Source organism: Psychrobacter sp. M13 (genome assembly GCF_030718935.1).
In the GTDB taxonomy this organism is placed as follows: domain Bacteria; phylum Pseudomonadota; class Gammaproteobacteria; order Pseudomonadales; family Moraxellaceae; genus Psychrobacter; species Psychrobacter immobilis_G.
Map to the genome: position 1 here is coordinate 453,768 of NZ_CP132194.1, position 22,662 is coordinate 476,429.

16 protein-coding genes are annotated in these 22,662 nt (G+C 44.7%); 14 read left to right on the plus strand and 2 right to left on the minus strand.

What is annotated here, in order from left to right; translation table 11 throughout:
* The first annotated feature begins 62 nt into the window (after window positions 1–62).
* The 10 genes from Q9G97_RS01970 (at window position 63) to Q9G97_RS02015 (ending at window position 12,996) form a co-directional block, all read left to right on the plus strand.
* On the plus strand, window positions 63–809 hold the full coding sequence (locus Q9G97_RS01970) for an amino acid ABC transporter permease (RefSeq protein ID WP_305899519.1): 747 nt from the start codon (window positions 63–65) through the stop codon (window positions 807–809).
* Window positions 806–1,477: an ABC transporter permease subunit gene (locus Q9G97_RS01975; RefSeq protein WP_305899520.1), complete on the plus strand. Its 672-nt coding sequence runs from the start codon at window positions 806–808 to the stop codon at window positions 1,475–1,477. Before Q9G97_RS01970 ends, Q9G97_RS01975 begins: the two co-directional genes overlap by 4 nt.
* Before the next feature lie 124 nt (window positions 1,478–1,601).
* Complete coding sequence (locus tag Q9G97_RS01980) at window positions 1,602–2,405, plus strand: amino acid ABC transporter ATP-binding protein (RefSeq protein ID WP_227680334.1); 804 nt, start codon at window positions 1,602–1,604, stop codon at window positions 2,403–2,405.
* A gap of 215 nt (window positions 2,406–2,620) precedes the next feature.
* Window positions 2,621–3,826 carry an FAD-dependent oxidoreductase gene (locus tag Q9G97_RS01985; RefSeq protein ID WP_305899521.1) on the plus strand — a complete coding sequence of 402 codons (1,206 nt, stop codon included), beginning with the start codon at window positions 2,621–2,623 and terminating at the stop codon, window positions 3,824–3,826.
* 330 nt (window positions 3,827–4,156) lie between these two features.
* Complete coding sequence (locus Q9G97_RS01990; protein ID WP_305899522.1) at window positions 4,157–5,938, plus strand: AMP-binding protein; 1,782 nt, start codon at window positions 4,157–4,159, stop codon at window positions 5,936–5,938.
* Between the two features lie 117 nt (window positions 5,939–6,055).
* A complete protein-coding gene (locus Q9G97_RS01995) occupies window positions 6,056–7,666 on the plus strand; it encodes a carboxyl transferase domain-containing protein (RefSeq protein WP_305899523.1) in 1,611 nt (536 codons plus the stop codon).
* Between the two features lie 147 nt (window positions 7,667–7,813).
* Window positions 7,814–8,605 carry an enoyl-CoA hydratase/isomerase family protein gene (locus Q9G97_RS02000; RefSeq protein ID WP_305899524.1) on the plus strand — a complete coding sequence of 264 codons (792 nt, stop codon included), beginning with the start codon at window positions 7,814–7,816 and terminating at the stop codon, window positions 8,603–8,605.
* Between the two features lie 68 nt (window positions 8,606–8,673).
* A complete protein-coding gene (locus Q9G97_RS02005; protein WP_305899525.1) occupies window positions 8,674–10,794 on the plus strand; it encodes an acetyl/propionyl/methylcrotonyl-CoA carboxylase subunit alpha in 2,121 nt (706 codons plus the stop codon).
* A gap of 11 nt (window positions 10,795–10,805) precedes the next feature.
* Entirely contained in the window at window positions 10,806–11,726 is a 921-nt protein-coding gene (locus Q9G97_RS02010) for a hydroxymethylglutaryl-CoA lyase (RefSeq protein ID WP_305899526.1), read from the plus strand.
* An 82-nt stretch (window positions 11,727–11,808) separates the two neighbouring features.
* Complete coding sequence (locus Q9G97_RS02015) at window positions 11,809–12,996, plus strand: isovaleryl-CoA dehydrogenase (RefSeq protein ID WP_305899527.1); 1,188 nt, start codon at window positions 11,809–11,811, stop codon at window positions 12,994–12,996.
* Between the two features lie 158 nt (window positions 12,997–13,154).
* On the opposite strand, the gene Q9G97_RS02020 is transcribed toward Q9G97_RS02015, so the two are convergent.
* Together Q9G97_RS02020 and Q9G97_RS02025 are read right to left on the minus strand one after the other, a co-directional pair.
* Window positions 13,155–13,889, minus strand: a complete 735-nt coding sequence (locus Q9G97_RS02020) for a pantothenate kinase (RefSeq protein WP_305899528.1) — start codon at window positions 13,887–13,889, stop codon at window positions 13,155–13,157.
* Between the two features lie 100 nt (window positions 13,890–13,989).
* Window positions 13,990–14,997 carry a biotin--[acetyl-CoA-carboxylase] ligase gene (locus Q9G97_RS02025; RefSeq protein ID WP_305899529.1) on the minus strand — a complete coding sequence of 336 codons (1,008 nt, stop codon included), beginning with the start codon at window positions 14,995–14,997 and terminating at the stop codon, window positions 13,990–13,992.
* A 179-nt stretch (window positions 14,998–15,176) separates the two neighbouring features.
* Here Q9G97_RS02025 and Q9G97_RS02030 point away from each other — a divergent pair, with 179 nt between their 5' ends.
* The 4 genes from Q9G97_RS02030 to Q9G97_RS02045 all read left to right on the plus strand — a co-directional run bounded on the left by Q9G97_RS02030 (window position 15,177) and on the right by Q9G97_RS02045 (window position 22,443).
* Window positions 15,177–15,980, plus strand: a complete 804-nt coding sequence (locus Q9G97_RS02030) for a sulfite exporter TauE/SafE family protein (RefSeq protein WP_305899530.1) — start codon at window positions 15,177–15,179, stop codon at window positions 15,978–15,980.
* A 180-nt stretch (window positions 15,981–16,160) separates the two neighbouring features.
* Entirely contained in the window at window positions 16,161–18,071 is a 1,911-nt protein-coding gene (locus tag Q9G97_RS02035; protein ID WP_305899531.1) for an alkaline phosphatase, read from the plus strand.
* Window positions 18,072–18,204: 133 nt separating this feature from the next.
* Window positions 18,205–18,390, plus strand: coding sequence for a hypothetical protein (locus Q9G97_RS02040; RefSeq protein ID WP_305899532.1), 186 nt, complete (start codon window positions 18,205–18,207; stop codon window positions 18,388–18,390).
* A 96-nt stretch (window positions 18,391–18,486) separates the two neighbouring features.
* Window positions 18,487–22,443: an AAA family ATPase gene (locus Q9G97_RS02045; RefSeq protein WP_305899533.1), complete on the plus strand. Its 3,957-nt coding sequence runs from the start codon at window positions 18,487–18,489 to the stop codon at window positions 22,441–22,443.
* The last annotated feature ends 219 nt before the right edge of the window (window positions 22,444–22,662 follow it).

Below are 22,662 nucleotides of genomic sequence, written 5' to 3' on the forward strand. Positions count from 1 at the left end.
TAAATGTTTAACAGACCTTACTCTAATCTGAGTGTTAATGGATTGCAGCTGGAGAGACAACTATGAATTATAGCTGGAACTGGGGCGTACTGTTCGAGTCTACAGGCATCGGTAGTGAGCTATATCTAAACTGGATTATTACAGGTTTAGGCTGGCTATTATTAATCGGTAGTATTGCTTGGACCATCGCGATGGTCATCGGTACTATCTTTGGTATTATGCGCACCCTGCCGAACAAAACTGCCCGTAGTATTGGCACCGCTTATGTAACCTTTTTCCGTAATATTCCGCTACTTGTACAGCTGTTTTTTTGGTTCTACGTAGCGCCTGGGTGGCTCACACCCTCGCTTCAAGAATGGTGGTTTAGAGAGTTATCACCCAATACCTCAGCGATGCTCTCAGCGAGTATCGGCTTAGGTCTATTTACCGCAGCACGTATCGTTGAGCAAGTACGTACGGGTATTGAATCCTTGCCTCAAGGGCAGATCAATGCCGCCTATGCACTTGGCTTTACGATTCCGCAAGCTTATAAACAAGTATTATTGCCCCAAGCCTTCCGTATCATCCTGCCACCGCTAAGCTCTGAGCTGACTAACTGCTTCAAAAACGCTTCTGTAGCCTCGCTCGTAGGTGTTATGGAGCTGATCAGTCAAACCAAAACTATCAGTGAGTATACTCAAAACAGCCTTGAGATTTATACTTATGCGACGATTATCTACTTGGTCTTTAACTTGACACTCATTGCCATTATGGGCTTGATTGAGCGCAAACTACGCGTGCCTGGGCTCATTGCAGGAGGTCAAAAATGAATATGATGACCGAACTTGCCACCGCCTACCCAGGTTTGATGGGTGGTATGATGACCACCTTAAAGGTACTGTTTTTAGCTATTATCGGCGGCATCAGCTTAGGAACAGTATTAGCGCTGATGCGCTTATCTGGTATTAAGGCATTAGAGATACCCGCTAAACTATATGTCAACTACTTTCGATCAGTCCCGTTACTGTTAGTACTGTTATGGTTCTACTTTGCAGTACCGATGATCTACTTTTGGGTAGCCGGTAAGTATCTGCAACTAGATGCTGCTTTTGCCTCATGTGTGGTCGCTTTTATGATGTTTGAGGCGGCTTACTTCTCTGAAGTCGTACGTGCAGGCATTCAGTCTATTGGTAGTGGACAGGTCAATGCTGCTAAGGCTTTGGGTATGACTTATGGTCAGACCATGCGCTTAGTTATTCTACCGCAAGCCTTTCGTAAGATGTTGCCGCTGATACTACAGCAGTGTATTATTTTATTCCAAGATACTACTTTGGTCTTTGCTATTGGTCTGACTGATTTCTTCCGTGCCGCCTATGTACGCGGTGAGCTGATGGGATTATTAACCCCTTATATCTTAGGAGCGGGAGCGGTGTACTTTATTCTTAGCTTAGCGGCCTCGATAGGGGTACAACAAGTACAGAAAAGGTTAAGATTTTAACGCGAGCGCTTAAAAATTAGAGTAGATCAAGACTGCGCTATTTGCGCAGCTTTACTCTATCAAAGCTCGACTAGGGTTTTATCAATACAATTTGGCAAGAGTAAGAATAGGTTAGGAGCCAACGATGAATGATGCTAAAACGTTTATAAATGAGTTTGGCGGACTGGTCACAGATAATGGTCATGCCAGCGATGAGATAGTTGTTGATATAGACAGCGTTAGCAAATGGTACGGCGATTTTCAAGTACTCACTGATTGCACAGCACACGTACATAAAGGTGATGTGGTTGTCGTCTGTGGCCCCTCAGGGAGTGGTAAGTCAACGTTGATCAAGACAGTTAATGGTCTTGAGCCGTTTCAAAAAGGTAATATTCTAGTTAATGGAATATCTGTTGGCGACTCAAAAACGAATTTGCCAAAGCTACGCAGCCGAGTAGGTATGGTGTTTCAACATTTTGAATTGTTTCCGCACTTAACCATTATCGATAACCTAATGGTTGCTCAAATAAAAGTTTTGGGTCGTAAAGAGGACGAAGCTAAGAAAAAAGCCATGGCTTATCTAGATCGGGTAGGCTTAGTGCTACAAGCGGCTAAATATCCAGCAGAGCTATCAGGTGGACAGCAGCAGCGAGTGGCAATTGCGCGCGCACTGGCGATGGATCCTATCGCTATGCTGTTCGATGAGCCGACCTCTGCGCTTGATCCTGAGATGATCCAAGAAGTACTTGATGTCATGGTCGAGCTGACCCGCGAGGGTATGACGATGATGTGTGTGACCCATGAAATGGGTTTTGCCAGTCAAGTTGCCAATCGCATTATCTTTATGGATGAAGGGCATATCGTTGAGAACTGTAGTAAAGATGAGTTCTTCGAAAATGCAAAAAGTGAGCGGGCGCAGCAGTTCTTATCCAAGATCCTTAATCACTAATGTTTTAATCACTAATGTTTTAATCATTAATGTTTTAATCTTAATCGTATCAAGCGTCTTTAATAAAGGCGCTTTTTTTGTGTCTGTTAGTTGTTCTAAATAGCTCAGCTTACAAGTGTTCCTAGTTTACTGCTACAATAGGCTCAATAATTTCTTTGTAAAATATAGAACTGAACGCTAAAAAATTATAACTAACCAGACATCTTGGAGCTTTTATGAGCGCAGAGCATTCTAATACACCATTAGGTATCGTCATTATTGGCGCAGGTCTAGCAGGCTGGCATGTCATTGATGCGATACGTAGTAAGGATCAGGATATTCCCATTACTTTGATCACGGCTGACAATGGTGATCGCTATCATAAGCCGATGCTAACGATGGCGATTAGTCAAAATAAAAGCGCTACAGATTTAGTGCGGGCGACTGGCGCTGAAGGGGCGACAACCGCAGGAATAACGCTACTGGCTGATACTAGTGTTAGCGATATTGACGCTGATAAGCAGCAGTTGCAGTTGATCTCAGCCAACCGCTCTGATCCTGCTAATACTAACTATGCCACTATCAGCTACGACAAGCTGGTGTTAGCGATGGGCGCGCATCCTATCTTCCCAAAAAGTCTACCGCAAGACTTGGTTTGGCATGTCAATCATATTGAGCGTTTTGGACAATTGCAAGAAAAGCTAGCAACAGGTAGTCAGCGTATTGCTATCGTTGGTGCTGGTATGGTAGGTACTGAAATCGCTGAGGATCTGCTAAAAGCGGGTCATACTATCACTTTGATTGATCTAAATGACGCGCCACTAGCCCAGATGCTACCCGCACAGGCTACTGCCCGTATTGCAAAGGCAGTTGAATCACAAGGTATTGAGTTCTTAGGCGGCTGTCAGGTATCAGCAGTGACTCGCAACAGTGATGGTGCTTTGCAGGTTGATTATGAGCTATTAGCGTCTAGCTCAGACGATAAAACATTATCTGAACCCTTAATCGTAGATCATGTCATAGCCAGCACAGGTCTGTTGATTAATGAGACTTTGCCTACAGCAGCAGGTATTGAGTTTAACCGTCGCACTGGCATTGTGGTCGATAGCCAAACGCTACAAACGGCTGCGGCAAATATTTATGCGATTGGCGATTGTATGTCAATTGATGGGGTTGCTTGTCGTTACGTCGCACCGCTACGCGCGCAAGCGGCAACGATTGCTGATGGTATTTTAGGTCTTGAGCACACAGGCTATGAGCATAAGCCACCCATGATCCGCTTAAAAAATAAAGCTATCTCAGTGATGGTAACAGGCGTACCAAAAGCGGATGGCAACTGGCAGGTCAAAACCGAAACGGATGACGAGCTGGTAATGGAATTGCTTAACGACAACAATGACGTCAGCTCAGTAGTCACTGTTAAAGCGCCTGCTACGGTATAATTACTTACTTAGCCACATAGTGCTAATGAAATTTTAGAATGATAGCCAGCATTGCGTTATTCGCGCAGTGCTGATTTTTGTGGATGCACATTTTTGACTGTATTAATTGATACCTATACCTCTCAAAATAAGTGTCAAAAGGTTTTAAGCATACTTTTCATCTGATACTCAATTTTAATTGATAAATGTTGTATCGGTATTATTGACAGTCTTTTGTTAACAGCGCTATAGTAATATAAAACAGTTTCTTCAAGGAAGAATGGTGTAAATAAATAGCCTGTAAGGCTTTGATATAGAATAATAAATCGAGTAAAAATGAAAGGACTCGTCATGATACACTCTTCTCAATTCTCTACTGTTGATAATGATACAGACTATAATGATATTTTAGCCAATGTTCCACAAATCAATATGGGTGCACAATCCAGTAATGCACCGCTGATTCAAAGCTATGATAAAGGACATGATGTGGCACTTATCGAGGCGACTATCGGTGACTTTTTTGATGCCATTGTCGATAAGTACCCTGAGCGTATGGCGCTAATATCTTGTCATCAAAACATACGTTGGAATTACCGCGAATTACAACAACGCGTCAATCAATTGGCTAGCGCTATTATTGAGATGGGTCTTGAGAGTGGCGATCGTATCGGCATCTGGTCGCATAACAATGCAGAATGGCTATTAATGCAACTAGCAACCGCTAAAGTTGGTGTTATTTTAGTCAATATTAATCCAGCCTATCGTACCTTTGAGCTGCAATACTCTCTGAATAAGCTTGGCTGCTCAGCACTAGTGCTCATGCGCCATTTCAAGAGCAGCGATTATGCTCAGATGGTGCGTGAGCTGTGCCCTGAGATTTATCATAAAACCTATAATCAGCTCGATTTGGTCGAAATTCCAACGATTGAGCGCATCATTTGGATCGATGAGCCAGGCAATGATGAAGACTTTGATTATATGCAAAAGTTTTCAGAGTGGATAAGCGAAGGTGACGCTAACGATCCTCGTATTGCCGAGCGGCAAGCTCAGTTAAAAAATACTGACTCAATTAACGTACAGTTTACTAGTGGCACTACAGGTACGCCCAAAGGCGCGACCTTGACCCATCGCAATATTTTGAATAATGGCTACTTTATCGGTGAGGCGATGAACTTAACCGAAGAAGATAAGCTATGTATTCCCGTACCTTTGTATCATTGCTTCGGTATGGTGCTCGGTAATTTAGCGATCTTAACTCATGGTGGCTGTATCGTTTATCCCAGTGATGGTTTTGATCCCTTATTAGTATTACAAGCGGTAGAAAAAGAGCAGTGTACTGGCCTGCATGGCGTACCGACGATGTTTATCGCAGAGCTTGATCATCCTGAGTTTAAGCGCTTTGATTTATCCAGTCTGCGTACAGGTATTATGGCAGGTTCTAGCTGTCCGATTGAAGTGATGCGCCGCGTCATCGATGAGATGCACATGAGTGAGGTGACTATCGCTTATGGTATGACGGAGACCAGTCCTGTATCCTGCCAAACCAATAAGCATACCCCACTTGAAAAGCAAGTCGCCACTGTCGGTCTTGTGCAGCCAGCGCTTGAGGTAAAAGTCATCGATACTAAGACGGGCGAAACCTTACCGATTGGCAAGACAGGTGAGCTATTAACGCGTGGCTATTCAGTGATGAAAGGCTATTGGGGTAGTCGCTTTAAAACCCGCGAAGCCATTCAAGATGGCTGGATGCATACGGGCGATCTGGCAACCATGGATGAAGAGGGCTATGTCAAAATCGTCGGACGTAGCAAAGATATGGTCATTCGCGGTGGCGAAAATATCTATCCCGTAGAGATTGAAAATTATCTTTACCGCCATCCGAAGATTCGCGATGTACAAATTATTGGTGTACCAGATGAGCGTTATGGTGAGGTGCTAGCGGCGTGGATTATTCCCAAAAATCCTGATAGCTTGACCGAAGAGGAAGTGCGTCACTTCTGTCAGGAGCATATCGCTCATTATAAAGTGCCAACTTATTATCGTTTCGTAAGCGAATATCCCATGACCATCACAGGTAAAATTCAAAAGTATAAAATTGTAGAACTTATGAAGGCAGAGCTAGGCTTATAGTGAATTCAAAATAAGATCGATAAGCTAATATCAAAGTGCAATGGATATAAATTTTCCTTGCGTGCTGTATCTACGTCAAACTATATCAATAGTTGAATTCGAAGTAAAAGGAATATCATGAGCGCCGTTATTACTAGTGAATTAAGCCCCAACTCAAGCGAATTTCAACAAAACAGTGCCGCGATGCAAGCTATCGTCGATGACTTATATCAGCATCTTAATAAAATTGCACAAGGCGGATCAGAGCGGGCGAGAGCCAAGCATCTAGCGCGTGGTAAGCTATTGCCTCGCGAGCGCGTAGAGCGCCTGCTAGATGTGGGTACGCCATTTTTAGAAGTTGCACCTATGGCCGCTTTCGATATGTACGATGCTGATATTCCAGCGGCTGGAGTGATTGCAGGTATTGGCCGTATCAAGGGTGTTGATTGTATGATTGTCTGTAATGACGCCACAGTGAAAGGCGGCACTTATTATCCGATGACGGTCAAAAAACATCTACGCGCGCAAGAGATTGCTCAGCAAAACCATTTGCCGTGTGTATATCTCGTTGACTCAGGTGGCGCTAATTTGCCCAATCAAGATGAAGTATTTCCTGATAAAGACGACTTTGGGCGAATTTTCTTTAATCAAGCTAATCTAAGTGCGGCAGGTATTCCACAAATTGCGGTGGTTATGGGCAGCTGTACCGCAGGCGGGGCTTACGTTCCTGCCATGAGTGATGAGTCTATTATTGTCAAAGACCAAGGCACTATCTTTTTAGGTGGCCCGCCACTGGTCAAAGCAGCAACAGGTGAAGAAGTCAGTGCGGAAGATTTAGGCGGCGGTGATGTGCATACGCGCTTGTCTGGCGTGGTTGATTATTTGGCACAAAACGACACCCATGCGTTATCCATTGCCCGCGATATCGTCGGGCATTTAAATCGCGATACAAAAGTAATTCCTAATCAAATTACCCCGCGTCCACCGCGTTATGATGCCAAAGAGCTATATGGCATTATCCCAACCGATAAACGCAAGCCATTTGATATCAAAGAAATCATCGCTCGCATCGTCGATGATAGCGCTTTTGATGAGTTTAAAGCGCGCTTTGCCACGACTTTGATTTGTGGTTTTGCGCATATCGAAGGGATGCCTGTTGGCATTATCGCGAATAACGGCATCTTATTTAGTGAGTCAGCGCAAAAAGGCACCCACTTCATTGAACTATGCTGCAAACGCAAAATTCCATTAGTATTTTTGCAAAATATCACTGGGTTTATGGTCGGGCGCAAATATGAGAACGAAGGTATCGCTCGTCATGGTGCCAAAATGGTGATGGCGGTTGCCAATGCGAAAGTGCCCAAATTTACCGTTATTGTCGGTGGATCATTCGGCGCAGGTAACTATGGGATGTGTGGTCGCGCTTACGATCCAAGATTTTTATGGATGTGGCCGAACGCACGTATTTCGGTAATGGGTGGTGAGCAGGCGGCTTCAGTATTGGCAACCGTTAAGCGTGATAACTTTGACCGTAAAGGAGAGTTGTGGAGCGCTGAGGATGAGGAGGCGTTTAAAGCGCCAATTCGGGAGATGTATGAAGAGCAAGGTCATCCTTATTATGCTACTGCTCGTTTATGGGATGATGGCGTTATCGATCCAGCCGATACGCGTCAGGTATTAGCATTAGGATTGAGCGCTGCTCATAATGCGCCTATTGAAGAGACTACTTTTGGTATTTTTAGGATGTAGATTAGGTAATAGTCTGAAAAGAGAGGTAAGGTGGGTTATTTCCCCAAATTCTTATAGAGAATGCAGATAAAACGTAACCCGCCATTTTATAAAGTGCTAAGCCAAAATGACCTTGATGAGTAGCACGAAAAACAGGAATAACTGAATATGACTAACTATAAAAACTTACTAGTAACGATAGAAAATCACGTTGCAACAGTAACTTTAAATCGTCCTGAGATTCGCAATGCTTTTAATGATGAGATGATTAGCGAGTTGACATCCGTTTTCGAGCGATTAGGTCAAACTGATGATGTTCGGGTGATTGTGTTAGCAGCGGCGGGCAAAGCTTTTTGTGCAGGAGCCGATCTAAACTGGATGCGCGCGATGGCAGATTATGACTATGAAGAAAACTTAGCAGACGCAGATAAATTAGCACAGATGCTTAAGACTATTTATGAGTGTCCTAAGCCAACAGTTGCTGCTATTCAAGGTGATGTTTATGCCGGTGGCATGGGTCTAGTCGCTGTCTGTGATGTGGCCATCGCGGTTAAAAACGCTAACTTTTGTCTTAGCGAAGTACGTTTAGGTCTCGCTCCAGCGACGATTAGCCCTTATGTCATAAAGGCCTTGGGCGCGCGTGCCTCACAACGTTACTTTTTAACCGCTGAAGTATTCGATGCCAAAAAAGCGCGTCAACTTGGCTTTATTCACGAGCGAGTTAATGCAGACGAGTTGCAAGATAGCGTGGCTGTAATAGGTGCCAAGATTGTCAATAATAGTCCTGAAGCGGTTAAGACGTGCAAGCGACTTTTGCATGATATTGCAGGCGAAACTATTACGGATGGGTTAATCGCTGACACGGTAAAAGAGATTGCCGATATTCGCTCGTCAAAGCAAGGTAAGGAAGGCGTGCAAGCGTTTTTGCAAAAGCGTAAGCCTGATTGGTTCGTACAGTAATAACGATAAGCAATTAAACAATCTTCAATAAAACAGTAAACAAATAAATACTAAGCATGGGACTCACTATGTTCTCCAAAATACTAATTGCCAACCGTGGTGAAATTGCTTGCCGAGTAGCGGCTACTGCCAAGCGTTTAGGCGTTCGCACCGTTGCTGTCTACTCTGACGCGGACCGCCATGCCAAGCACGTAGCAGTCTGTGATGAAGCCGTCTACCTTGGCGGCTCTGCACCAAAAGACAGCTATCTTAAAGGTGATGCTATCATTGATATTGCCAAGGAGCGCGGCGCACAGGCCATTCACCCAGGCTATGGGTTTTTGAGTGAGAACGCCGACTTCGCGCAGGCATGTATAGACGCAAGCTTAGTGTTTATTGGACCATCTGCTGATGCTATTCGAGCGATGGGCGGCAAATCAGAGTCTAAGCGCTTGATGGAAGCGGCAAACGTACCGCTGATTCCGGGCTATCATGGTGATAATCAAGATGCTAAATTCCTGCAAACGCAAGCGGATGAGATTGGCTATCCCGTGCTGATTAAAGCCAGTGCAGGTGGCGGCGGTAAAGGCATGCGTATTGTTGAAAACAGTAAAGCGTTTAGCGACTTATTAGACTCTTGTCGCCGTGAAGCCATTACTAGCTTTGGTAATGACCAAGTCCTCATCGAAAAGTACGCCCTCAAACCGCGCCATATCGAAATCCAAGTCTTCGGTGATAGTCACGGTAATTACGTGCATCTGTTCGAGCGTGATTGCTCTGTGCAACGTCGTCATCAAAAGGTGCTTGAGGAAGCGCCTGCGCCTGACGTCGATGAGTCCATGCGTAGCGCTATGGGTAAAGCTGCGATAGAAGCGGCGCGCGCGGTTGAATATGTCGGTGCGGGTACGGTGGAGTTTATCGTTGAGCAGCGTCCCGAGGGTATGAGTTTTTATTTCATGGAGATGAATACTCGCCTGCAAGTCGAGCATCCCGTTACTGAAGCGATTACGGGCGTGGATTTGGTTGAATGGCAATTACTGGTGGCTGCTGGTCAGAAATTACCTAAATCTCAAGAGGATCTGAAGATAAACGGTCATGCGGTTGAGGCGCGAATTTGTGCTGAAAATCCAGATAATGATTTCTTGCCTGCGACGGGCACGCTGTTTAGTTATCAAAAGCCAGCACACAGTACTTTTATTATTGATGAAAATGGCAAAGATGTCCGTATCGATGATGGCGTACGCGAAGGCGATGTGATTAGTCCATTTTACGACTCTATGATTGCCAAGCTCATCGTCCATGCGCCAACTCGCGCGCAAGCTTTAGCGAAGCTGGATCGCTCTTTAGCTTTAACCCGCATTGTTGGACTGCCCAATAACGTAGCGTTTTTGCGTTATGTTATTAACACTGACTCTTTTAGTCAGCCAAATCTTGATACCGCTTTGATTGAACGTGAAGCGGATGAGCTGTTTAATCAGCAGCCACTTGAGCTATCAACGCTGGCTACTACTGCGATTGTACAGCAGTTGGCGAATGAGTTTAAAGCTGCTAATGCTAATAGTCATTATAAGTATGATCCCTTTAATCGGCCTTCAGGATTCCGTGCTTATACGAATTATACGCGCAAGTTTAGTTTGTCTTATGATCAGCAGCCCTATGTTGCAAATATTAGGGAATGGCAGAATATTAATAATAATGCAGATAAGAAAAGCGCAGAGAATCTAAGTCACTTTAAGCTAGTAATCAAACATGACCCAGTTGGCGACGAGCAAGCTGAGGCATCAGTTGCACCTGTCTTTGAAGCACAAGTCAGCTATAGTAGTGATGACGCGCACAATCATACTCTATGGCTAAATGGCGCACGTATTAGTGCCCAAAGCTGGATCTACAACGATACGATACATGTTTTCACCGATGCTGGTCGTGATCAGATTAAACTCATCGACGTCATGGCGCATGTCGGTGAAGAGTCTGCCGCAGTAGGCAGTCTAAAGTCGCCGATGCCAGGACAAGTGATTGCCTTTAAAGTAGCGGTTGGGGATAGTGTCAATCAAGGTGATGCGCTCGCTGTGATTGAAGCGATGAAAATTGAGCATACCATCACTGCACCAACGGATGGGGTAGTAGCTGAACTGTTGTTTGCAGCGGGTGACTTGGTCGCTGATGGTGATGAGCTATTACGTATTGATAGTGAGACCAGCGAAGTTTAAGGATAATAACTATGAATAACGCTTATCCAAAGCACGTTTCTATCGTTGACGTCAGTCCGCGTGATGGACTACAAAACGAGTCAAAGACAGTGCCGACAGCGGTCAAGCAAGCGCTAATCGAAGATTTAATCGCGGCAGGAGTTAAGAAGATTGAAACCACTAGCTTTGTCTCCCCTAAATGGATGCCACAGATGGGCGATAATAGTGACTTGATGACTGCGCTTATGCCTAGCAGATCGAATGACGTTATCTATTCCGTGCTTGTGCCCAATATGCGCGGCTTTGAGAATGCTACTGTGCATCGCCCTGATGAGGTGGTTATCTTTGCTTCCGCTAGCGAAACCTTTAGTCAAAAAAATATCAATTGTAGTATCGATGAGAGCATTGCGCGTTTTGCGCCAGTAGCCGCTGCTGCCAAGGCGCAAGGCATCAAAGTTCGAGGCGTTATCTCTTGCACGGTCGGCTGTCCTTATGAGGGCGAGATTGACCCCAGCCAAGTCGCTTATGTCACCAAACGCTTAGTAGCAATCGGTGCGGAGCAGATCGGCATCGCTGATACCATTGGGGTAGGCACACCTATAAAGGTAAAAAAGGCTTTGCAAGCCGCATTAGAATATATAGATATTGAGCATATCTCAGGGCATTTCCATGATACTTATGGGCAAGCGCTAAGCAATACTTTAGCGGCGCTTGAGATGGGTGTTAGCGAATTTGATACCTCAGTAGCGGGCCTCGGCGGTTGTCCCTATGCCAAAGGCGCTACGGGTAATGTCGCAACCGAAGATGTGGTGTATATGCTGCATGGCATGGGTATCCATACTGGTATTGATTTAGATAAATTAGTTGTCGCAGGCGAGCGCATTAGCGCATTTTTAGGACGCCGTAACGACTCTAACGTCGCGCGTGCTTTGATTAATAAGCGTAATTCTTGAAGACGACCTTTTAAGACTAAGTTCTAAAAATAAATTTTAAAAAATATCAAAATTTAAAACATCAAATAATTAAGGATAGATAATGAGTTTACCTGGTTTAAATTTTCAGCTTGGCGAAGATATTGATGCTTTGCGCGATGTCGTGGCACAGTTCGCTGCCAAAGAGATTGCTCCGCGCGCTGGCGAGATTGATAGCAGTGATGAGTTTCCGATGGATCTTTGGCAAAAAATGGGTGATTTAGGCTTGCATGGTATCACTGTGCCTGAAGAATACGGTGGCGCTAATATGGGCTATGTTGCGCACATGGTGGCGATGGAAGAGATTAGCCGCGCGTCAGCCTCTATTGGTTTGAGCTACGGTGCTCATTCAAACTTATGTGTTAATCAGATTAAGCGCAACGGCTCCGAGGCACAAAAGCAGAAATTCTTACCGAAGCTTATCACTGGTGAGTTCATCGGCGCTTTGGCTATGAGTGAGACGGGCGCAGGTTCTGATGTGACTAGCATGAAGCTAAAAGCTGAAGAAAAAGGGGATGCTTATGTGCTAAACGGTAGCAAAATGTGGATTACTAATGGTCCCGATGCTGATGTAATGGTGGTCTATGCTAAGACCAATCCTGAGCTTGGCGCGCAAGGTATCACTGCCTTTATCATTGAGAAAGGTATGGAAGGTTTCGGTACCGCGCAGAAGCTAGATAAACTAGGTATGCGTGGTAGTCATACAGGTGAGATGGTCTTTAATAATGTTGAAGTACCTAAAGATAATATTTTGGGCAATTTAAATGAGGGCGTTAAGGTGCTGATGAGTGGGCTTGATTACGAGCGCGCGGTATTGGCCGCAGGGCCTATTGGTATCATGCAATCGGTTATGGATAATGTCGTGCCTTATATTCACGATCGTAAACAGTTTGGTCAAGCTATCGGTGAATTTCAATTGATTCAAGGTAAGGTTGCCGATATGTACACCATATTGCAAGCGGGTCGTAGTTTTTTATATACTGTCGGTAAGAATCTCGATATGTTAGATGCGCAAGGCGCTGGTCACACTCGTCAGGTTCGCAAAGACTGTGCTAGTGTCATACTTTGGTGCGCTGAAAAAGCCACATGGATGGCAGGCGAGGGTATTCAAATCTTTGGTGGTAATGGCTATACTAATGAGTATCCGTTAGGTCGCTTATGGCGTGATGCCAAGCTATATGAGATTGGCGCTGGCACCAGCGAGATTCGCCGTATGCTCATTGGTCGTGAGTTATTTAACGAGACAAAATAGTCGTTACTGCTATTTCTTCAAACCAGAGAATCAATGTAGGGTGCGGTTAGCAAAGCGTAACCTGGCGCATAAAGTTTTAATAACGCCTTTATATAATAAAAGAGCAGCTCGTCTGTGACGAGCTGCTCTTTTATTGCCATTATTTTCATTATAAAACGCTAATCAGCCAACTGCTGACGATGATCAAAATAACGCGCTAGTCCATTTAATAATAAATCATCGCGCAGGCGTACTGATCGGCTGACGTGTTGGGCGATCATTCTAGCGTCGCCACCTGTCATGATCAGCTCAAAGTTAGGATGACGACGGCTGATCTCATTGATTGACCCAACGATGGATAATAAAATACCGCGATGTACCGCATCTTGAGTATTTATACCTTGGGTAATACTATCAAAAGTACCGTTAGAGATGGTAATTTGCTTAGTTCCTGAAAACAGCGATTCACGTTGCAGATAGATACTAGGAAAGATATAGCCGCCTAAATGCTGGGCATGGTCAATCAGATCGATCGTAACCGCTGTACCACAGCCTATAACGCACTGGCGCTTTTTCTTATCAACAGCGCCTAGCATCTGTAACCAACGATCACAGCCGAGCTGATTAGAGTCATAAGCGCTATGCATGAGCGGGTGCTCGGCATCGACAGTGACGAAATCAAATGGAATGTCTAAGCGGCTTAGCGTCTTGGATACTTGACCGTTGAGCTCATCTCCCAATACCGATGAGATACCGATAAAGTCGGGCGCATAGTGCTCAAAACGATCGGTGAGACCCATAAGTAGCTCAGCGGGCGATTGCAGATGCTGTCTGGCATCATGCGAGACGATTTGACCGACATCATCAGTCAGCCAATATTTGAGTCGGGTATTGCCAAGATCTAGCCAAAGCATAACTATCCTCTTAGGGGCGGTTTAATTAGCAGCTATAAGTGTAAAATTTGACTTTGAATTGATATCGCTTTGACTGTAAATTATAAAATATATCAATAGCTTAGCTATTATTAATGACGTCAATACGACCAGTGAAAAGCGTGGCAAGCTTACCGTTATCTTGACGTAATTGCAAACAGCCGTTTGTATCAATGCCATCAGCACAACCCGTTATGATCTGTATATTACCATCATGGTTTTGGCTCACTTGAGTACGTAGGCCTGCTAGCGCATCTAACTGATCAAACTCTGCAATAAAGCTTTCGCTAGCGCTTTTTTGCATAGGTTTTGTTTGCTCAGCTAGTTGCTCTTTAGCTATACTCTCAAAGCCTCTTAATGCATCAATTAATGCCTGACTAATTTGTGCGTACAGCTCTTTTAGGCTAGGCAATGAATCAACTAGATTGTTTTGACTATCAGCAGGCATATTTAATGCTAGCGTCTGTTTTATATCCTGTAAACTCAGCGCTTGATAGCTCATACCTTCTAGAGTATGAGTCGTTAATTTTGGTGTGGCTTGGACATTAAGACCAACACCCATGACTATCCCAATCAACTTATTTGCCTGCCATACAGGTTCAATCAAGATACCTGCTAGCTTATTAAAGTAAATGACAGTTGGTTCTGAGCTTTTGTTGCCATTCTTATTAGTATTAGAATGATTGCTTACGTTTACTTCTAAAGGTTTGTAAAAGCCTAAATCATTAGCCCATTTTACGCCAATAGCAGTTAATCCTTGCGCCATTAATTGCTTATTAAAAGCTGCAATAACCGGCATCTTTGCCAGCTCAACACCGATAATTAAAGATAGCAAACCACTGATTGGTATACGTACAGGATGATAGAGCGAAAGATAAACGTTGCCTGCTGGTGACTGCCAAGAGCGTCCTCGTTGGCCGCGTCCAGCCGTTTGCGTATCGGCAGTTAGCAAATGTGGCTGATCGGCACTTAAACTTTGATCTTTTATAGCCTCAATTAATTCACTATTGGTCGAGAGGCTGCTAGGCACATGGCGATGATTCACCATTTTTAGCGTCTCAAGATACTTGGAGTTATTAGCGTGTGGCATAGGTTTGGTCGCTGTGATGCTGTGATTAGGTGGAATCTTGCTATACTGTGCCGATTGGTACGGCGCTGTATGCTGACGCTATTATGATCTAAAAACACTCTCAATAGAAGCTAAGTACTCTAAGAGCTTGCTACCCTGTAAGCCAAGTATCGAAAAATAAGCAAAAAAGGATTTTAACAATGTTATATGTATGGTTTGTGATTGCAGGTGCATTTGCAGGAGTCTGTGCAGGCCTATTTGGGGTTGGTGGTGGGATGATTATCGTGCCTGCACTGGTCTGGATTTTTACCGCTTACAGCTTCCCACCTGAGGTGGTCACCCATCTCGCCGTTGGTACTTCGCTTGCGACTATCGTCGTCACTTCTATCAGCTCATTGACCGCGCATAATAAGCGTAGCGGTGTACGCTGGGATATTTGGCGCAAGATGGCGCTAGGCTTAGTCATCGGTAGCTTAGTCGGTGCAGGTGTCGCCGATATGATCGATGGTAAAGCGCTGCAAGCGATCATCGGTGTTGGTGCACTACTAGTCGCCTTAAAGATGCTGTTTTTATCGAATAGAGAGCAATTGGACAAGCCTCTGCCGTCTGCTGGTACACAGTTTGGCGCGGGTACAGGCATTGGTCTTGCCTCATCTATCTTCGGTATTGGCGGTGGTAGTTTAACCGTGCCGTTCCTTAATTGGGCGGGGCTAACGATGAAGCAGTCTGTGGGCACTTCCGCCGCTTGCGGCTTACCGATTGCGATTGCTGGGGCATTAGGCTTTGCTTGGTTTGGTCAAAACACGGTCGACTTACCAGAGGGCACGATTGGTTTTGTGCATATCAGCGGATTTTTATGTATATCAGTCATTAGCTTTATTATGGCAAAGGTCGGTGCCAAGCTAGCTTATAAACTACCTGCACAAACTCTCAAACGCGCCTTTGGCATATTGTTATTATTTGCAGGCGGGCAGTTGTTATTAAGTGGGGTTGGGGTGATTTAATCTAGAATATTAGTATAAAAAATAATAAGTTGCTTTATGAATAATAGAATACTGCTACCCAAATCTTTATGCTAATATTTTGCTTATCTCTATTCATTTAAATCAATAGATTATCATGGAAGATAGTCAAACGGCCTGTTGATGATAGGTCATCACCTACAGTATAAGGAAGCACTGATTATGAGCCAACAAGATGATAAAAGCGCAAAAATAGATGCCAATGAAGATAATTCTATAACAGAAAGAGTTATTCACAATGTTTTTACCGATGGTATCTCGTCTGGACGTGCTGATAGCAATGCTGAAGATGAGATCCCATCCAGTACTCAAAATGTAGCAGGCTTTAATAGACGTCGTTTTATGAAAGCTTTTGGTTCCGTAGGGGTCACGGCTGTCGGAGCTAGTAGTTTGGGTCTAGTAGGATGTAGCGATGACGATGATGACTCCAATGCAAACACCAGTGGCGTTGTTAGCTTTGATCATGGCGTTGCCAGTGGTGACCCTTTATCTGATAAAGTCATTTTGTGGACACGAGTGACACTGCAAAGAGCAGGTTCTTTTCAGCCTGTTGTTAAGTGGGTGCTGGGTCGTGATCCACAAATGCGCGACATCGTTAAGCAAGGTGAGGTAACTACAAGCGCGGTCAAGGATTACACCGTCAAGGTAGATGTCAATGGTTTACAGCCTAATACCATTTACTATTATCAATTTGTCGTGGGCAATACAGTGAGTCGTATCGGTAAAACCAAAACTTTACCCGTCGGCAACATCAACCAAGTTAAAATGGCAGTGTTTAGCTGTGCCAATTATCCAGCAGGGTTCTTTCATGTCTATGCAGATGCCGCCAAGCGCAATGATTTAGATGTTTGCATCCATTTAGGCGATTATATTTACGAGTATGCGCGCACTATTACTAATGCCCAAGGAAATACCGTACCAGCCTATGCTTCAGCGGATGCGGCATCTATTGATCGTGAAGTGCTACCCGAGCAGGAAATCGTTAAAATCAACGAGTATCGCCTGCGTTATGCTCAGTATAGGTCAGATCCAGATTTACAAGATTTGCATGCCGCTCTTCCTATGATTGCTGTATGGGATGATCATGAGTTCGCGAATAATGCTCATATCGATGGTGCTGAAAACCATCAACCTGCTACTGAAGGGGATTGGGATGAGCGTAAGGTAGCGGCATTTACCGCTTATCATGAGTGGATGCCGATACGTACTGAGATCAAAAGTGAAATATATCGTCGCTTCGATTTCGGTAATTTATTAAGTCTAAACATGTTAGACACCCGAGTTGTCGGACGTGATGTGCAGCTCAATTATGTTAATTTTATTAAGGTAGATAGCACAGGAAAGCGCTTTATTGACGCTGCCGCCTTTAAAACGGCTACCAATAATCCTGAAAGACAGATGTTAGGACTCAAACAGAATAATTGGCTAGTCAGTCAACTACAGCAATCAACCGCGACTTGGCAAGTTTTAGGTCAGCAAGTTCTTATGGGACGTATGGCGATACCTGCGCCCGTTATTTTAAACCTCGCCGATCCTAGATTAGGGCTAAGTATCACCGCTTATCTAGCTTTAGTTGATAAATCACAAACTAGCCCGCAAACCTTAACCGCTCAAGATATAGCCAATTTGCAAGAGCCCCCTATCCCTTATAATATTGATGCTTGGGATGGTTATGGCGCAGCACGTGAGCGAGTGTTAAGCACTGTCAAAAGTCTAAATAAAAACCTAGTCGTCCTCGCTGGTGATTCGCATAATGCGTGGGCAAACAACCTCACTAACGACGCTGGTGAGGCAATCGGTGTTGAGTTTGCGACAAGCTCTGTCAGCTCGCCAGGCTTTGAGGTGAATGTGCCTAATATTCCACCAGCAACTTTGCAAGGGGTATTGCTACAATTGATACCTGGATTAAAATATACAAATTCTAGCCAAAGAGGCTATATGGTGGTCACCATCACACCTGAAGCTTGTCAGTCGGAATGGATATTCGTCAGTGATATTTTGCAGCGAACTTATAGCAGTGAAGTTGGAAGAACGCTAAGAGTGCTCGCGGGTCAAAAAGCGATCGATATTTAGTTTTTTAAGGTATAAGTAGCAAGGGCTGCAATAGTTATTTATTGTGGCCCTTTTTGTTTTTGGTGGGTTCTGTTTTCAAGCAAACAACTACTATTTAAATTTCTAATACAGTAAGGATAAAGATTAATGATAGATGAGTTATATTTTAAAAGACAAAAAAGTATTGATAGCAAGCTCTCAAGTTGCTCGTAATAAAGTAGCTGGTCATGGTGCAGGTAATGAAGTTAGAGAGATACCTGAGTATTTAGTTAGCTATATACTTCATATGACAGCATCTACCATTGTATTTTTAATCAAAGCAGATGAAGCTTTAGGTTAAATGTTTTTATCTACAATACTAGCTACTACAACCTCCAAAATCTCCCACATTTTCAGGTACAATGGCCGCCTGTTTTTATAAGTATATTACTCATTCATGCGCCTTAAATCTCTAAAATTAGCAGGGTTTAAATCCTTTGCTAACGCAACCACTTTTACCTTTCCTCGTGGCATCACCGCTATTGTCGGGCCAAATGGCTGTGGCAAATCCAATGTCATAGACGCTATCCGTTGGGTATTGGGCGAGACCTCTGCCAAGCAATTACGTGGCGGCGCGATGAGTGATGTGATATTTGCTGGTACGCAAGATAAAGCGGCAAAGAGCGTGGCTAGCGTCGAGCTGACCTTTGAGCATACCCAAGATGAGCAGACGGGTATTCGCCATCAGTTTAACCTCTATCAAGAGCTGTCGGTGCGTCGGCAAGTCAATCTTGAGGGGCGCTCCGATTACTTTATCAATGGCACGCGCTGCCGTCGCCGAGATGTGGTTGATGTCTTTTTAGGGACGGGACTTGGTGCACGCAGTTATGCGGTGATTGAGCAGGGGATGATTGGACGCATTGTTGACTCCAACCCCATGCAATTACGCGAATTTATTGAAGAGGCAGCAGGCGTCTCACGCTATCAAGCCCGCCGTGAGGAAACTCAAAAAAAGTTAGAGACCACCCAAGATAATTTAGCGCGCCTGCACGATATGCAAAGCGAGCTAGTACGTCAACAAAAGAGCTTAGCAAGGCAAGCGACTAGCGCTGAGCGTTATGAGGCGCTGACTCTATCGATTGCCGATGTGCAGCAGCAACTGGCCATCCAGCAGTTATACCAAGCCAAGCATACTCAGCAGCAGCAAAGACAAGCTTATAATAATAGCACCGCTACCGTCTCGACGTTGCAAACGGATTATGAGCGTATCAAAGCCAAGCTAGATAAGCTTAGCGCACATATCAATCAGGAGCAGTGGCTCAAAGACGAGGCACAGAGCACTTACTATCAGCAGCAGCTTGAGCTCCAACAAGCCGAGCAGCAATTGCAAAGCGTACAAGCGCAACTTGAGCAAGCCAATCAGCAGCTCATTAATTTAGACATTCAACGCCAGCAAGCCGACGCTGAAAGTGTCAGTCTACAAAGCCGACAAGCCGAGCAACAAGCCGAGCTAGCTGATTTACACCCGCAGATCGATGAGTTAAAGTTGAGGCGCGCCCGTTATGACGCTGATGAGCCGTCACTAAAACGCGCTTTGTATCAGGCGCAAGACCTACAGACGCAGCTGCAACACAGTGAGCGCAGCCTTCTTCAACAACAAGCGCTAAATACTCAATCACAGCAGCGCTTGCAAGGTAGTGAAGATAAGTGGTCACGCCGCGAGCAGAGTTGGCAAGCGTTATGGGCGCAATTATCACAGTCTAAGAGCAATACCGAAAGTGACAGTAGTGCTGATAGCGGCAGTGATACTAATAATGATAAGTCGCCTCTTGTACAGATAGAGACGCTTAAAGAACATTTGCAGCAAAACGCGCGGCAACAAGACAGCGTAGCGGAGCGTTTGAGCGAGCTACAACCACAATTGCATGGTGTGCAGCAGCAGCTAACGGTGCAGCAGCGCGAGCTGATCGAGCAGGAAAAATCACGCGCCGCGTTAGCTGGTGAATACGATACTCTCCATAAGATTTTGCATCCAAAGCTTATCAAAACTACAGACAATAAAACTGTAGAGGGCAAAGCTGTGGTTCAGGATGGAATAGTAAGCGCTCAGCATGTAGCTCATCTACCCAAGCTACCTATCAGCACTTTACGTGAGCAGATTGAATTGAGCACTCAAGGTCAGCAGTACGCTGATTTACTCGATAGTTTATTAGCTCTGTGGCTGGATAGTCAGGTCTTTATAGAGAGTGAGTTAAACGATGCCGCTGCAGACTCAGTTGATTATTCAAGCAATCAATCAGCCAATTTAGCGCAAACACTGACGCCTTTTTTAACATCATTAATAAGTCATCAGCGGCAGGGCAGTATCAAAAACCCGTTAAATCATAGCTTATGGTTGCCTGCTAGCCAGAATAACCAAAAAAATAGCCAGCAAATCTCTTTTATCAATGAGCTAGCAGATGAGGTTAGCGCTAAAGTTTTGCCTTTATCTGAGCTAATAGCGCAGCCTGCTTTAGCATTATGGCAGCAGTGTTATTTATATCTCGCTGATAACAAAGTTACTGACGATGCTACTGACAATGAAATCACCGATGAGCTTGCTACTATCCTACAAGCTTTGCCAGCAGCAGCGCTATTATTGACTACGGATGGCTGGATAGTTCATAGCCTAGGGATGATCAATGTCGCAAAGTTTGCCAGTGCGCAAGACCCTAAAAACAATAATCAAAATAGCCAGTTTTTAAGTCAACGTTTACAGCAGCGCACGCGTTTAGAAGAATTAGAAACTCAGCTTGATGAGCTTGAAGTACATATCGATAGCCAACAGCAAGCTGTAAAACGCACCCAAACCAGCTTCGATACCTTAAATATCAGCCTAGAAGAAACCCGTGCGCAAGCAGAGCGCTTAACGCAAGATAAGTATCGCTATCAGCAGCAACTCAGTGACGAGCAAGCCGCGAATGAGCGCCTGCAAGTGGCTCAAGAACAACTGCAAGCCGATAAACAGCGATTGCAAGCTGACAAATTATTATTAGAGTCTGAACGGCAAGAATTAGTAGAAGAGCAGCAATCACTGAGTAGTGATCAGCAGACTATTGAGCAAAACATAGCAGCGCTTATACCTAAGCTAAAGGCGGCACGGGCGGCCTACCAGCAACTGCAAGCTGAGCGCAATGAGCTCGGCCATAACCGTCAGTTAGATGATAAGGCGTGGCAGGCTCTACAATTGACCCTACAAAAAGTTGAGATGTCTCTAGAGAACACTACAACCAGCCTTACGCGTGTCAACGCGGTCTACGAGCAAGCGCTACAAAGCGAAAAAGCACTGCGCTCAAAGCTTGCTAACTTTCAGCAGCAATTACCTAGTTTACAAACAAAGTTACAAACCGTTCAGCTAAAGCGTGACGATCAGCAGCTGTTATTAGCAGAGCGTAATAGCGCTTTAGCGGCGCTCAAACAAGACTATAGCCAGCAAGAAGAGGAGCTAGAACTGGCGCAAACTAATTTGCAAAATCAGCAAGCGGAGCTGGCAAGCCTATCGACTCAACTAGCGCTTAGTGAGGCAAAATTGCAAGAGCGCATTTTGCGCACTCAAGAGGCTCTAGATAAGTATCAACAGATAAATGACGCTAATAAAGAGCCCGCGTCGCAACCCGTGATCAGTGTCTCAAGCTTACTGACAGACTTTATTACCCATGAGCGCCGTGTGCGCCCTGACAAAATCAGCGAGCTACAAGCTGAGTCTGCCAAACTTGAGCAGCAACTGAGTAAAATCGGCCCTGTTAATTTAGCGGCTATTAGCGAGCTTGATGACGTCAACGAACGTCTAGAGCCGCTTGCCCAGCAAACCCAAGATATTGCCGCTAGCATGGCGACGCTAACTGAGGCGATTGCCGCTATTGATGAGACCACTAAGACGCTATTTATGCAGACGCTGGATAGTGTCAACACAGAGCTTGCCAAGCTGTTTGCCAAAGTATTCGGCGGTGGTCAAGCCAGCCTCACGCTAAATACTGATGATATACCGGTAGAAGAGTCAAAAGCGGAGCAATGGCGCGCAGGACTTACCTTAATGGCACAGCCCAAAGGCAAGCGTAATAGTCGCTTAGCGGTCCTATCCGGCGGTGAAAAAACATTAACTGCGCTAAGCTTGATCTTTGCGATATTTAAGCAGCATCCAGCGCCGTTTTGTGTGCTCGATGAAGTCGATGCGCCACTTGATGATGCTAATGTCGCGCGCTTTACTAGCTTAATCACAGATCTTGCCGATGAGGTGCAGTTTATCTTTATTAGCCATAATAAGCTGACCATGCAGATCGCTGATGAGCTCAAAGGTATCACGATGCCCAGCGCAGGCATCTCAATGCTAGTGAGCGTGTCACTCGATGAAGCGGCTCGCTATATCGATAGCTAGGTATTATTAGTTAAGTTAAGAGTATGGCTAGTTAAGTTAAAAGTATGGCTCAGCGAGGTGAGAATGATTGAATCCGCTAGAACATATTGAATACTTATTAATAGAGACTGCTGATAGCTAAAATTAAACCCAGCGCAGATCCGATACAAATTGATGACGCCATAGGGTAGCCATGCTAAACTATTGCCATTTATATCTTGTTGTTTATTCTCATTTATC